This window comes from Cycloclasticus sp. PY97N, from assembly GCF_002443175.1.
Classification (GTDB): Bacteria; Pseudomonadota; Gammaproteobacteria; order Methylococcales; family Cycloclasticaceae; genus Cycloclasticus; species Cycloclasticus pugetii.
Map to the genome: position 1 here is coordinate 241,851 of NZ_CP023664.1, position 13,516 is coordinate 255,366.

Here is a 13,516-nt window from a genome sequence, read left to right on the forward strand (position 1 = left end):
TTTTCCCTTATTTACATGTTTCATTATCAATATTCTCTTCTTTATTCAACAAGAGCCAAAGAAGCTTCTCTTTCGCGCCACTTACCAGCTGTTGTAGCTACCCATTCTGCAAGATCAATTTGTTGATCTTGTATTCTTATAATTTTGCCGAAGTTTTGACCTAAATAATTACCTGCCTGAACGCGGTGTATAACTCCATCATTTGCCTTTACAAGGGCCCACTGTTCATTGTCTTTAGACAGCGTACCAACCATCCTTAATGTATCTAGCGGGTAAGCTTCCAGTTCCTCTTTTTCTCTTTCCAAATCAGGCCCAGGTCCCTCTACACTCATCATCTTCTCAATAGCTTGAGGCTCATCAAGTTTTTCAAAGGGGTTACGCAAGCCATCAGCAACATAACTATACGACTCATACGACTTGATAACAGGCATCGGCTCAATTGGCGTTGCTGGTTTAGACTTTACTTGTGAAATATAGGCTTTTAAATCATCAAATTCCTCGCTAACACAGCCCCCCATCAATAGCGTCAACATGATAAGAATCAGCAGTTTATTTAGCTTTAAGCGAGCCATCATTTATCATCCTCATCTAAGTAACGATAAGTTTTTGCAGTTGCATTCATTGTCATCTGCCCACCTTTTCCAGCCGGTGTTAGTGACACATTATGTAACGTTACAATACGTGGTAAGGCTGCTAAATTACTAACAAACTCTCCAAACTCGTGATAACTTCCCACTACGGTTAATTTAATCGGCTTTTCAGCATAAAAATCTTTTCTTTTTTCGCCCGACGGTTGAAATAAGCTAAACTCCAAACCACTTGCTAAGCCTGCTTGGGAAACATCAACCAATAAATCGGCTATTTGTGTTTTATTAGGTAACTGCTGCAACATTGCACCGAACTGCTCCTGCATATCACTAAGTTGTTGCTTATAGGCATCTAGGTTGACGGCTTTTGCTTGTTTTCGCTCAAACGTTTTCTTTAAGGCCGTTTCTTTTTGCTCTACTTTCTTTAAGTCATCCCACTGATCAAGCGTGTCAAAATAAACCCAAGCACCGAGCAAAATAACACTTACTAAAACAATAGCCCCTATTTTAATAGCGGTGGGCCAATTACCCGCCTCATTAAAATCCCAATTAATCTCATCTAAATTCATTTATTTTCCCTCCGTGGGCTCCCCAACTTTTGCCTGAGCAACTTTCAGGGTAAAACTATTTGCATCAACACCTTTTGAGCGAATCACATTCAAGTCAGTCCCTTTCAACCAAGGCGACTGCTCCAAACTACGCATATAAGCCGAGACCCTTGTGTTCGATTGGGCATTACCCTCGATGGCCAGTTTTTTTCCGCTTTGGTTAAATTTAGTAAGGTACACACCTTCAGGCACTGTTTTTGCCAATTGATCAAACATGTGTACGATTTCAGGCCGACTACTTTGCAAACGTTGTATGACTTCCATCCGAGCCAGCAGCTTACTTTTTGTCTTATCTAACGCTTCAATTTCCTTAATTTTTTTATCTAAAACAGATATTTCATTTTGAATAAATCGATTACGGTTATTTTGAGTTTCAATAAGCCCTTCAATCGAAAAGTGCACTGTCGCCATCAAGATGATTGATGCCAATACACCCATACCCAAAAACATTAAAAAGTCAATTTGGCGCTGCTTTCGCAGTTCTTCGCGCCATGGAAGAAGGTTAATTTTAGCCATTAATCAAAACTCCTTAATGCAAGACCCGTTGCAATCATCATTGCGGGCGCATCATTACTAAGCGCCTGAGCTTTTACTTTCCCGGCCAATGTCATCTCAGAAAATGGGTTTGCTACCGTTGCAGGGGTTCCTAGTTTTTCCTCTACCAACGCATCAATCCCTAGTAAAGATGAAGTACCCCCAGAAAGAATAATGTGATCTACGCTATGTTGAGCGCTAGAAGAGAAAAAGAACTGCAATGAACGCCCAATTTGTTGGCACATGACCTCTTTAAAGGGGTCTAACACTTCTGTTATATAACTGTCTGGCAAGCCGCCATGTTTTTTGGCCATGCCAGCTTCTTCATACGAAAGCCCGAACCGACGTTGAATCTCTTCTGTTAATTGTTTACCGCCAAAGCCCTGCTCTCGAGAGTAGATGACTTTATTTTTATGAATAACATTAAGCGTTGTTACCGTAGAGCCTGTATCAGCAATAGCAATCGTTGCCTCGGGGCCATAGTCGGGTAGTCCGCTTTGTAAAAGCCCATAGGCATTTTCTAGCGCATAGGCTTCGACATCCACTATTTTGGCTTTCAACCCGGCAAGATCTAATACCGCCACCCTATCGTCTATATTTTCACGCCTTGACGCTGCCAGCTGTACATCTATTAAACTTGCATTTTTTTCATTTGGACCAATAACACTAAAATCCAGATTAACCTCGTCCAAAGCATAAGGAATGTATTGATCAGCAATCATCTCAACCTGCGCTTCGAGTTCTTCATCACTTTCAGGTTTCGGGATAGTAACAATTTTGGTGATAACAGCGGAACCAGAAACCGACAACGCAGCTTGCTTTAATTTTGTGCCTGAACGCTCAATAACGGTAGACAGCGTATTTCCGATAGCCTCAAGGTCTGCAAAGTTATTATCAATAACCGCATTTTCAGGTAACGCTGCAACACCATAGCTCTCCACTCGGTAACGTGAACCATGTCGACTGAGCTCTATAAGCTTAATCGCTGATGAACTGACATCAATACCCAAAACATTAGGGTTATTACGTTTGAAAAAAGACATCCTGTATTTTCCTTCTCTTTAGTCGTTCCTGTGACCACACAGAGAACTCTCAATAATTTAAATACAACTAAACAACAAAATCAAGCATAAAATCAATAACTAACAACGTTTTCTTTGAGTATAGCCTTACTTTTAGATATATGTGTTTTCATTTTAAAAAAAAACCATTAAGCCACGGTTAATGTGATTTTCTTCATAATGCTAATACAATAGTACACCATTACTTAATCCACCCCCTACTTTTGCAGCTAAAAACGGAATGAATCAACAGCACAGCTCTTCATCACTTTTTAAAAAAGTCAGCATATCTATTTTTTTGATAGGTGTGATTTTTATTGGTGCCCTCGGCTTATACATCAAGTTTTCAATAATACCTGACCTCCCTGATGTCAATCTCTTAAAAAATATCCAGCTCCAAACCCCTATGAGCATCTACAGCCGAGACGGCTTACTCATTGCTAAATTTGGTGAAAAAAAACGCATTCCTACACGTTACGAAGACATTCCAGCGACCCAAATCAATGCCTTTCTTGCCGCTGAAGATAAAGACTTCTTTCAACACTCAGGTGTCGATTTTATTGGGCTTCTGCGTGCCACAGGCCAGCTTCTATTAACTGGCGAGAAGAAACAAGGAGGCAGCACCATTACCATGCAGGTCGCCAGAAATTTCTTTCTCACGAAGAAAAAAACGTATTCGAGAAAAATACGTGAAATCCTCTTATCTTTTATTATTGAAAGAGAGCTAAGCAAACAAGACATTCTAACGCTTTATCTAAATAAAATTTACCTTGGCCATCGCTCGTACGGTATAGCAGCAGCCGCTCAAGTGTATTATGACTCAACACTTTCAGATCTCTCTTTAGCACAGCAAGCAATGATTGCTGGGCTTCCAAAGGCACCTTCCGCCTTCAACCCAATCTCCAACCCAGACAGAGCGCTCCTTCGCCGTAACTATGTTCTTAACCGATTACTAAGTCTTAACTACATTAGTCAACCGGAGTTTAATGCCGCCATTGCCGAACCCATTACCGCTCGCTTACATTCTGCTTCTGTGGAACTTGAAGCACCTTATGTTGCAGAAATGGTGCGCAATGAAGTTTATGAAATATATGGCGATGAAATTTATACCAACGGCATGCATGTTGTCACCACTCTCGACAGCACTCACCAAAATGCTGCCAATCATGCCGTTAGAAAGGCCTTACACGCCTATGATCGGCGCCACGGGTATCGCGGTATTTTAGACCATATTGACTTAGACAATATGGACACCAACGACTTAGATTCAAGTCCTTTATCATCGTATAAAAAAATTGGTGAAACAGAACCCGCCATTGTGACCGCTTTAACGGACAAGAGCGTTACTGCCATCACCTCAGATAAGGTACTAGTCGAAATTACTTGGGAAAACCTGAAATGGGCATGGCCATATATCAACGAAAATAAGCAAGGGAAAAAGCCAACCTCAGCCGCTGAAATTTTGGCTGTTGGTGATATTATCCGGGTTCGTCAGCAACCTAATACTGATATTTTTGAGCTTGCCCAAGTGCCTAACGTTTCTGGCGCGCTCGTTTCAATTAACCCAAACGATGGTGCTCTCACTTCACTTGTTGGGGGCTATGATTATTACTCCAGTAAATTTAACCGTGCCTTTCAATCTCAACGCCAACCGGGGTCTGGCTTCAAACCTATTTTATACTCCGCTGCCCTATCTAAAGGCTATACAACGGCTACGTTGATTAATGATGCTCCTGTCGTTTTTGATGACGCAGGACTCGAACAGCAATGGCGACCAGAAAATTATAGCGGCAAGTTCTTTGGCCCTACCCGTTTACGTGAAGCGCTTATTCACTCAAGAAACCTAGTCTCAATAAGAATTCTACGGGACATCGGCACAAAATATGTACGAAACTTTGCCGGACGTTTTGGCTTTAACCCCTCCTCACTACCAAACAACCTCTCCTTGTCCCTTGGTAGCGGTAGCGCTAACCCATACAAAATGGCAACCGCTTATTCTGTCTTTGCTAATGGCGGCTTCAGCGTAAGCCCTTATTTTATCCAACAAATTACTTCTGCCTCTGGCGAAATACTCTTCCAAGCTAACCCAGCTATCGCCATCATCGACAAGCAAGAAACGCCACAAAGCAAAAATCTACTTGCCGACTCAGCAGTGACAACGCCGCTAATAACGCCTACGCTATTAGATAACAACACACCCATTGACCCCATCGTAGAGCCTCCTATTAGAAAAGCTCCTCGTGTTATTTCCCCGCAACTTCACTTTCTTATTAATTCTTTATTAAGGGATGTTGTCAACCGAGGGACCGGGAGAAAAGCCCTTTCTTTAGGTCGCTCAGACCTAGCAGGTAAAACGGGCACGACCAATGATCAAAGGGATGCTTGGTTCAATGGATTCAACCCTTCATTGGTTGCCGTTGCTTGGGTTGGCCTTGATAACGGCAAACCGTTAGGCAATAGAGAAACAGGTGGCCGCGCCGCCTTACCTATTTGGATTGACTTTATGAGGGAGGCACTTAAAAACACACCTAATATCCCCCTCTCACAGCCCGATGGCATTGTTGGATTATTAATTGACTCTGAGACAGGGTTAAAAACAAACCCTTCAAACCCAAAAGCTATTTTTGAATATTTCCGAGAAGAAAATACACCGCCAGCTGATAATAAAAATAATGAATTCAGTAACTCGTCCCTAGGAAAACAACCCTCCATCGAAGAGTTATTCTAAAACACGCGATCTAACTACCAAAAAAAACGCACTTTTAAGTGCGTTTTTTGTAGCAATTATTAAACGTTACGGCTATTAACGTTCATCCAGTGACACATAATCACGTTTTGGAGAACCTTTGTATAGCTGACGTGGACGACCAATTCTACCTTTTGGATCAGCCATCATTTCTAACCAATGTGACACCCAACCAGATGTTCTAGCAAGTGCAAACATCACCGTGAACATACTGACAGGAATACCAAGTGCCTTATAAATAACACCCGAATAAAAATCAACATTTGGATACAACTTACGCTCAACAAAATACTCATCTTTCAATGCAATTTCTTCAAGCTTCATTGCTAATTCAAACATCGGATCTTGCGTGCCCGTCTCTTCAAGCACCTCGTAGCATACCTTTCTAATAATCGTTGCTCTAGGATCAAAATTCTTATATACACGATGCCCAAAACCCATGAGTTTAAATGGGTCATTCTTATCTTTGGCTTTTTCTAAGAATTTAGGAATATTTTCCACACTGCCAATTTCGTCCAGCATTGTCAGCACCCCTTCATTAGCACCACCATGGGCAGGCCCCCATAACGCTGCAATACCCGCTGAAATACAAGCAAATGGGTTTGCACCTGTACTGCCTACCAACCTAACTGTTGAAGTACTCGCATTTTGCTCATGGTCAGCATGCAAAATAAACAATAGATTCAGGGCTTTTGCTGCAATCGGGCTAACGACATAATCCTCACAAGGTACTGAAAACATCATGTACAGTAAGTTTTCACAATAATCTAAATCATTACGCGGGTAGACAATTGGCTCACCGATTGAGTGCTTATAACAAGCCGCAGCAATCGTAGGTAATTTAGAAATCAACCTGTGCGCCGAAACCATCAAGTGCTCTTCATCATTCATGTTTAAACCATCATGATAAAAAGCCGCTAACGACCCTACCACACCCATCATCATGGACATAGGATGAGCATCATGACGAAAACCATCAAAGAACTTTTTCAACGACTCGTTAATCATCGTATGACGGCGAATAATATTACTGAAAGTTGCAAACTCTTCCGCATTTGGCAATTCACCATGAATTAACAAATACGCTGTCTCGATATAGTTACTATTTTCAGCCAACTGCTCAATGGGGTAGCCGCGATGCAACAACACGCCTTTATCGCCATCAATAAACGTAATTTCACTTTCACAACTTGCCGTTGTTCCAAAACTAGGATCGTGTGTGAAGTACCCTAGTTCACCCGGTATCCCTTTAACATCAATGGTTGAATTACCAAGCGTACCCTCAAGTAATGGCAGCTCTACACTTTTCCCAGTTGTATTATCTGTTAGCGTTAAATTTTTTGACGACATCTATAACTCCCTATCTATAAATAGTGCTATCTCACTACTTACGCGCAATAAAAACATGCACTCATTAAAAATAATTTGAAAACTTACTCATGATTTTAACGAACTATCTTAATCAGGTCACCTAGTTTGGGCTCACGATTCGGAAAAAGATCATTCAAAAGCCTCAGTTGGTCTTCTACATGGTGAGTGATCGGCGAGTTTTTAGCCAGCAGCTTTATACTTTTATTATGTTGGCCAACCTTCACTAACACCACCTTTAACTCTTTTGCGACTTTTCTATCTTTAGCATTCAACCTTGAAAAGCTTTTAATGCTCGTAAGCACTTGCTTATCAACCTCTACAAATCTATCAGCTCGTTTTGTTGTCGCAAAAAAGACAAACGCCCTTAAGCCATCAAATACCACGGCTATTCGAACCTTGCCTTGCCCATATGGTGTTTTACCGTTAACTATCGCCTGATAGCCAGCTAACTGACCCACTGAAAAAGGCTTTTCACTGAGTGTTTTTGTTATTCCTAAGCGAATTCTTAGAAACTCCTTAGGGGTTATTTTTTTATTTAAATCTTCTAACGTTAATTGCATCAACGCATCGTTGTTAGGGGTTGATGCAGCAATTGCGTTCGGCTTGTTCAAAATAAGCCACTGACTAGGAAACGTCAGTTTAAAATTCATCTCAGGGTGATAAAAGTGACGCCCACGAATGATTCCATCTTTCTCGCTGTCGCCAAATGTTAAGCTCTCTATTTTTTTTAAAAACGTAGTGTCTTGACCAGTCGTTCCTGAAACAACTGATGAAGCCCCTGCTCCACTTAACACTTGTTGCAAACGGGTATCATTATCGGGGTGGGTTGAAAACACACCGTGATAAGCTCGTGGCTCACGGCCTTGCTCAATAGCTAGTTTTTTATCGAACAACTCTTGATTCTTTAACGTTGAGATGACTTGTCGCATGGCAGAGGCACGATACCCCGCATTAATCAGGTACTGAACCCCTAAACCGTCCGCTTCTAACTCGTGTTCACGCCCATAACCTCTGACTATGCCCGTGCCTAACATATTCGTTAATTGTCCAGCCCCCTGCACCCCAGATGCAGCCGCAATAAGGCTTCCAATGATATTTGTTGTCGTTGCTAGGCTATGCTGACGAACAGAGTGTCTCGCTGTGACATGACCTAATTCATGACCCAACACGGCAGCCAACTCAGCCTCACTATTAAGGTACACCAATAAACCTCGAGTAATATAAATATAGCCGCCGGGTAATGCAAAAGCGTTGACTTGAGTGCTATCTAATAAGGTAAATCGGTAAATTAAGTTTTGTCGATGGCTAACACGTGCAACCCGATCACCCACCGATTGCACATACTGCTGAAGCTCTGGGTCATCATAGCGACGATATGCCTTCATTACTTGCTGACTATGCTGCCGACCTAAGGCCAGTTCTTCTTGCTCTGACATTAAGACAAAGTCACGCTCTCCGGTTACTGGGTTAACCGAGCAGCCAACACAGAGTAATACGATTATGACAATACTATAACGACTTACCATGCCTCCTCCCTAAAACACTTAAGCAAAAAAAATGCTACCTATAAGGTAGCATTTTTTTCAACTATACGCTTTAGCGTCAACTTATCCACGCTGATAACGTTTATTAAACTTATCAACACGGCCAGCCGTATCAACAATACGCTGTTTACCGGTATAAAATGGATGACACTCTGAACAAGATTCAATATGCAGTTCAGACTTACTGAGTGTTGAACTAGTTTTAAAAGCATTCCCGCAACTACAAGTAACGGCTACTTCGTTATATTCTGGGTGTGTATCTGGTTTCATAGTATTCTCTAAAAATCTGTGGCAGGACAGTACTGTCCTTAAGCTTGGTCGCGCATCATACGAAAAATGTTAGCTTTTAGCAAGTCCTTTCATTGTTACCTTTGTTCGGTATGATGTCTAATTTTATTAATTGTTCAGAAAACCCCTCATGAAAATTGTTTCAATCAATATTAACGGCATTCGCGCTGGCGAAAGAAAAGGCTTTTTTAACTGGGTACAACAACTCGATGCTGATGTACTGTGCTTACAAGAAATAAAGGCCCAAGAAGATCAACTAACTGCCGATACCTTCTGGCCCGCTAATTACCATTGTTTCTACCATCCTGCCGAAAAGAAAGGTTACAGCGGCGTCGCCATTTTTTCCAAGCAAAAGCCTGACAATGTAACTAAAGGTATTGGTTGGGAAGACTTTGATGCCGAGGGTCGCTTTATTGAAGCCGCCTTTGGCAACCTAAGGGTATCATCTATTTACATGCCATCGGGGTCCTCAAAAGAATCCCGCCAAGCCTTTAAGTACGACTTAATGGACCGATTAATGCCCGTGCTACAAGAAAAACAAAAAGATGGCAACCAACATATTATTTGTGGGGACTGGAATATTGCACATAAAAAAATAGACATTAAGAACTGGCGCGGCAATCAAAAAAACTCTGGTTTTTTACCCGAAGAGCGCGCTTGGCTAGACGAGCTATTTGGCAAAGAAGGCTGGGGTGATGCCTTTCGCCTTGTGAACCAAGAAGCCGAACAATATACATGGTGGTCCAACCGAGGACAGGCGTGGGCCAATAACACTGGCTGGCGGATAGATTACCAAGTTATTTCAGAAAACTTAAAAAATACGGTTGCCAATGCATCCATCTATAAAGATGAGCGGTTTTCTGACCATGCCCCCTTGATTGTTGATTACGACATCCCTACAGCCTAATTATGCCGATCTCTATCGCCCAAGGAAGTTGGCTAGGCTCTATTCGTGCCTTTTGCCAACCATCCGTCATAGCGATGCTATTTTTAGGCCTGTCTGCAGGCATTCCACTCCTATTAATTTTTTCTTCATTAGGCTTATGGCTGCGCGAAGCTGGCATTGAGCGTGCTACTGTTACTTATTTTAGTTGGGCTGCTTTGGGCTATTCTTTTAAGTTTGTTTGGGCACCCTTGGTTGATAAATTACCACTGCCTTTTTTAACCACTTGGCTCGGCTATCGACGAAGCTGGATTTTATTCTCACAGCTGATGATTATCATCTCGATTTGCTTGATGGCGTTCATAGATCCGCACCAAGATGACCTAGTTCTCATGGCTTTTGCCGCTATTTTGCTCGGTTTCTCTTCAGCGACGCAAGATATTGTTATTGATGCTTATCGCATTGAATCAGCCGAGAGCAGCCTACAGGCGCTGATGTCATCTAGCTACATTGCCGGCTATCGGATTGGCATGATTGTTTCTGGTGCTGGCGCGTTATTGCTAGCCAACCACTTAGGGTCCAGTATAGACAGCTACAGCTATAGTGCATGGCAGTGGACCTACCTATGTATGGCCAGCATCATGTTGATTGGCGTTATCACAACACTTTTGATATCTGAGCCCCGTCAAAAAATTCACTCCAATTTTTTCCACGACACCCGTGAGCATGTCCAGCTATTAACGCTTTTCACCTTGGCTGTTACGGGTTTTATTGCTGTTTATTTTTTTAGCGCCGATACGGCAAACCAACTCAAAGCAGAGCTCACCACGCTTTTCTCAAACAGACCCCTAGCCAGTGTTTTAGTCGAATTCTTCCGCCTTGGACTGGCACTGGCAGGTGCAAGCCTTGTCACCCGCCTGCTGATATCAAGTGGGCTTATTTCTTATACACTGGTCACCAAAACTTACATAGAACCCGTTAAAGACTTTTTCTCACGTTATGGTTATTCAGTCGCTTGGCTGCTACTGGCTTTGGTTGGCTTGTATCGAATATCTGATATTGTTCTAGGCGTCATTTCAAACATCTTTTATCAAGACCTTGGCTTCAGTAAGCCCGAGATCGCGAGCGTGGTAAAAACATTCGGACTACTGATGACTCTTCTGGGTGGTTTTATTGGCGGCTTACTTGTTTTACGTTTCGGCGTGATACGAATTTTGTTTATCGGCGCCTTACTGTCTGCACTGACTAACTTGCTCTTTATGCTGTTAGCACAAATAGGTCACAATATGCCTATGCTTTACCTTGTGATTTCTGCTGATAATTTGTCTGCTGGTCTTGCTAGCGCTGCCTTTATTGCTTTTTTATCGAGCCTCACCAATGTTTCATTCACCGCCGTACAGTACGCCATTTTTAGTTCTTTAATGACCTTGCTCCCCAAAATATTAGGTGGCTACTCTGGTTCGATGGTTGAATTATTTGGCTATGAACAATTTTTCCTAATCACCGCGTTAATGGGGGTCCCTGTCCTTGTGCTGATCAGTTGGATTAATAAACACATTAAACTAAACGTTTAAAGAGACGTAAAAACTACGGCACCTTGATGAATAGCTGGCTAATCAACATAAAACTGTTGTTTAAAACTCAATTCCAGCGGTTTTATTACACCTTTTGGTTTTAGGCTGATATTAAATGTCACCACTTCTTTGTTCGACACTCTAAACTCACTCAAATAATAAATAGCCTTTCCTTCCGCTACTCTTCTTGATTCAAGAGTCTTTAACTGACCCGCACGGTTAACGGCCGTTACTTTAACGTCTGCATTAACTGCTTGAGGCAACTGGCCCGGGTGTGGCTTCTTTTGAACCGACAGGTTTAACACCCCTTTATAACGGCTCCGCAAAATGCCATAAGCCGTAGCCATTTGTGGCGGCAAGGTATCAGCAGTAAACGCGTTGTAATACACAATATAATCACCAAAATCGTAAGCATTTTCTGCTGTACTCAATGTTGGGCATAACAATAAAAGTAATAAAAAGTATTTTTTAAATCGCATCTTTTTTTCCATCAAGTTGATAGAGTGCCACTTCGCCAAATAAATTAGGCCATAGCTTCATTAATGTACTTGGTCGATGATCATAATCCATGATCCCTTTTTTAGAAATCACCATTGAACGTTGATGACAAAACTGTTCAAAATCACTCACTGTACATAAATGTATGTTTTTTGTATCGTACCATTCAGCCGGTAAAGCCTTAGAAACGGGCATCCGCCCTTTCAGCGAAAGGTAAAGGCGACAGCGCCATAAACCAAAGTTTGGGAACGTCACTATACTTTTTCGTCCTACCCGCAGCATTTCCTCCAGTGTTTTATCTGGTCGATGCAGCGCCTGTAATGCTTGGGTCATAATCACGTAATCAAATGATCCATCAGCAAAATCAGTTAAACCTGCATCCAAGTCTGTCTGAATAATATTGACGTTCTTTTTTAAACAACTCAAGACATTCTGTTGGTCTATTTCTACCCCATAGCCCGTCACCTGCCGATTTCTTTGCAACCAATCGAGTAACGCACCATCACCACAACCTAAATCTAGCACCCTAGAGCCCGGCTCTACCCAATCGCAAATTTTTTCTAGTTCGGGCCTAAGTTCACTCACGGCGACACCTCAATATTTCGCATATAGGCACCAAATGCATCGAGATAGTCGTCATTGTGCACTAAAAATGCATCATGCCCATAATTCGACTCAAACTCTAAGTAGCTAACATCTCGACCCGCCTCGGTTAATGCACTGACAATCTCTTTGGAACGAGCAGGTGAAAAACGCCAATCTGTAGTAAACGAGGCTAAAAAGAATTTTGCTTGAACTTTCTCAAATACAGCAGATAAATCGCCCCCCTCTTTTTCAGCAGGGTCAAAATAATCTAACGCCTTGGTCATTAATAAATAAGTGTTCGCGTCGAAACGGTTAGCAAAAGATTCTCCTTGATATCGCAAATAGCTTTCTACTTGAAACTCAACACCGTAATCATATTTAAGTTGATCGTTTTTTAGTTCTCGACCAAATTTATCACCCATTGCATCATCAGATAAATAGGTTATATGCCCCAACATTCTTGCGACCTTTAAACCATTAGCCGGCACCGTATTATGATCATAATAACGACCGCCGTGAAAATCAGCGTCACTCATAATAGCCTGTCTCGCGACCGCATTGAAGGCGATATTTTGTGCTGATAATTTAGGGGCAGACGCAATGACGATGGCATGGCGTATCATATCTGGAAATTGAATCGCCCATTGCAACGCCTGCATACCTCCTAAACTGCCGCCCGCTACAGCGGCCCATTGACTGATACCGAGCTTATCTGCCAGTCTTTTTTGATAGTTAACCCAATCAACAACGGTCACTATTGGAAAGTCTTGACCGTAAGCTTGCGAGGTTTTCGGGTCAATACTTCGCGGCCCTGTTGAACCACTGCAGTGGCCCAAATTACAGGGCGAGACCACAAAAAACCGGTTCGTATCAATTGCTTTTCCCGGCCCTATGCATATATCCCACCAGCCTGGCTTTGAGTCACCTTCATGATGATACCCAGCTGCATGATGATCTGCCGATAAGGCATGGCAAATTAGAACCGCATTATCTGCTGCCGAATTTAACCTGCCATAGGTTTCATAAACAATATCGTATTGCTCAATGAGCCTACCACTCTCCAACGATAACGGCTCGTCAAAGTGAAGGGTTTGTGGCTCAACAATACCCACTGAATTTGTTTTAATATTAGACAATTTATTCTTTTAAGTTATAATAATATCAGTTAATATTATTTTTAATTATATCAAAAACCCTTTATATTCACCGGCCTAGTATGAATTTACTGCGCCTTAAG

General features: G+C 42.1%; 13 protein-coding genes. 3 read left to right on the forward strand and 10 right to left on the reverse strand.

Features of this window, described 5'->3' with window-relative positions:
• Window positions 1–41: 41 nt before the first annotated feature.
• From CPC19_RS01250 to CPC19_RS01265, 4 genes are read right to left on the reverse strand one after another with little or no spacing between them, the layout of a single operon-like run.
• A complete protein-coding gene (locus CPC19_RS01250; RefSeq protein WP_015004868.1) occupies window positions 42–575 on the reverse strand; it encodes a pilus assembly protein PilP in 534 nt (177 codons plus the stop codon).
• Window positions 572–1,156 carry a type 4a pilus biogenesis protein PilO gene (locus tag CPC19_RS01255; protein WP_016390274.1) on the reverse strand — a complete coding sequence of 195 codons (585 nt, stop codon included), beginning with the start codon at window positions 1,154–1,156 and terminating at the stop codon, window positions 572–574. The genes CPC19_RS01250 and CPC19_RS01255 overlap by 4 nt, the downstream gene beginning before the upstream one ends.
• Window positions 1,157–1,711 (reverse strand): PilN domain-containing protein, encoded by a 555-nt coding sequence (locus CPC19_RS01260; RefSeq protein WP_015004866.1) that lies wholly within the window; start codon window positions 1,709–1,711, stop codon window positions 1,157–1,159. It lies immediately after the preceding gene.
• Window positions 1,711–2,772 (reverse strand): pilus assembly protein PilM, encoded by a 1,062-nt coding sequence (locus CPC19_RS01265; protein ID WP_020161606.1) that lies wholly within the window; start codon window positions 2,770–2,772, stop codon window positions 1,711–1,713. The genes CPC19_RS01260 and CPC19_RS01265 overlap by 1 nt, the downstream gene beginning before the upstream one ends.
• 424 nt (window positions 2,773–3,196) lie before the next feature.
• Between CPC19_RS01265 and CPC19_RS01270 the strand changes: the two genes are divergently transcribed.
• A complete protein-coding gene (locus CPC19_RS01270) occupies window positions 3,197–5,518 on the forward strand; it encodes a penicillin-binding protein 1A (RefSeq protein ID WP_096910808.1) in 2,322 nt (773 codons plus the stop codon).
• 75 nt (window positions 5,519–5,593) lie between these two features.
• Here the strand turns inward: CPC19_RS01270 and CPC19_RS01275 are convergent, their stop codons facing one another.
• The 3 genes from CPC19_RS01275 to rpmE form a co-directional block, all read right to left on the reverse strand.
• Complete coding sequence (locus CPC19_RS01275; protein WP_015004863.1) at window positions 5,594–6,886, reverse strand: citrate synthase; 1,293 nt, start codon at window positions 6,884–6,886, stop codon at window positions 5,594–5,596.
• 95 nt (window positions 6,887–6,981) lie between these two features.
• Window positions 6,982–8,433 carry a M48 family metalloprotease gene (locus CPC19_RS01280; RefSeq protein WP_016390271.1) on the reverse strand — a complete coding sequence of 484 codons (1,452 nt, stop codon included), beginning with the start codon at window positions 8,431–8,433 and terminating at the stop codon, window positions 6,982–6,984.
• An 81-nt stretch (window positions 8,434–8,514) separates the two neighbouring features.
• Entirely contained in the window at window positions 8,515–8,721 is a 207-nt protein-coding gene (gene rpmE / locus CPC19_RS01285) for a 50S ribosomal protein L31 (RefSeq protein WP_015004861.1), read from the reverse strand.
• Between the two features lie 148 nt (window positions 8,722–8,869).
• On the opposite strand from rpmE, the gene CPC19_RS01290 reads away from it, so the two are divergent.
• Entirely contained in the window at window positions 8,870–9,646 is a 777-nt protein-coding gene (locus CPC19_RS01290) for an exodeoxyribonuclease III (protein ID WP_016390270.1), read from the forward strand.
• Window positions 9,647–9,648: 2 nt separating this feature from the next.
• Window positions 9,649–11,196 carry an MFS transporter gene (locus CPC19_RS01295; protein WP_016390269.1) on the forward strand — a complete coding sequence of 516 codons (1,548 nt, stop codon included), beginning with the start codon at window positions 9,649–9,651 and terminating at the stop codon, window positions 11,194–11,196.
• Window positions 11,197–11,234: 38 nt separating this feature from the next.
• On the opposite strand, the gene CPC19_RS01300 is transcribed toward CPC19_RS01295, so the two are convergent.
• Genes CPC19_RS01300 through CPC19_RS01310 form a run of 3 tightly spaced genes read right to left on the reverse strand, consistent with a single transcriptional unit; the run spans window position 11,235 to window position 13,415 of the window.
• Window positions 11,235–11,675, reverse strand: a complete 441-nt coding sequence (locus CPC19_RS01300) for a DUF4426 domain-containing protein (protein ID WP_016390268.1) — start codon at window positions 11,673–11,675, stop codon at window positions 11,235–11,237.
• A complete protein-coding gene (gene metW / locus CPC19_RS01305) occupies window positions 11,665–12,279 on the reverse strand; it encodes a methionine biosynthesis protein MetW (RefSeq protein ID WP_015004857.1) in 615 nt (204 codons plus the stop codon). The genes CPC19_RS01300 and metW overlap by 11 nt, the downstream gene beginning before the upstream one ends.
• On the reverse strand, window positions 12,276–13,415 hold the full coding sequence (locus tag CPC19_RS01310) for a homoserine O-acetyltransferase (protein ID WP_015004856.1): 1,140 nt from the start codon (window positions 13,413–13,415) through the stop codon (window positions 12,276–12,278). The genes metW and CPC19_RS01310 overlap by 4 nt, the downstream gene beginning before the upstream one ends.
• Window positions 13,416–13,516 lie beyond the last annotated feature (101 nt).

Bases quoted from the DNA above. Each gene is read 5' to 3' on its own strand.
- CPC19_RS01250 (WP_015004868.1), bottom strand. From the start codon at position 575: ATGATGGCTCGCTTAAAGCTAAATAAACTGCTGATTCTTATCATGTTG.
- CPC19_RS01255 (WP_016390274.1), bottom strand. From the start codon at position 1,156: ATGAATTTAGATGAGATTAATTGGGATTTTAATGAGGCGGGTAATTGG.
- CPC19_RS01260 (WP_015004866.1), bottom strand. From the start codon at position 1,711: ATGGCTAAAATTAACCTTCTTCCATGGCGCGAAGAACTGCGAAAGCAG.
- CPC19_RS01265 (WP_020161606.1), bottom strand. From the start codon at position 2,772: ATGTCTTTTTTCAAACGTAATAACCCTAATGTTTTGGGTATTGATGTC.
- CPC19_RS01270 (WP_096910808.1), top strand. From the start codon at position 3,197: ATGAGCATCTACAGCCGAGACGGCTTACTCATTGCTAAATTTGGTGAA.
- CPC19_RS01275 (WP_015004863.1), bottom strand. From the start codon at position 6,886: ATGTCGTCAAAAAATTTAACGCTAACAGATAATACAACTGGGAAAAGT.
- CPC19_RS01280 (WP_016390271.1), bottom strand. From the start codon at position 8,433: ATGGTAAGTCGTTATAGTATTGTCATAATCGTATTACTCTGTGTTGGC.
- rpmE (WP_015004861.1), bottom strand. From the start codon at position 8,721: ATGAAACCAGATACACACCCAGAATATAACGAAGTAGCCGTTACTTGT.
- CPC19_RS01290 (WP_016390270.1), top strand. From the start codon at position 8,870: ATGAAAATTGTTTCAATCAATATTAACGGCATTCGCGCTGGCGAAAGA.
- CPC19_RS01295 (WP_016390269.1), top strand. From the start codon at position 9,649: ATGCCGATCTCTATCGCCCAAGGAAGTTGGCTAGGCTCTATTCGTGCC.
- CPC19_RS01300 (WP_016390268.1), bottom strand. From the start codon at position 11,675: ATGCGATTTAAAAAATACTTTTTATTACTTTTATTGTTATGCCCAACA.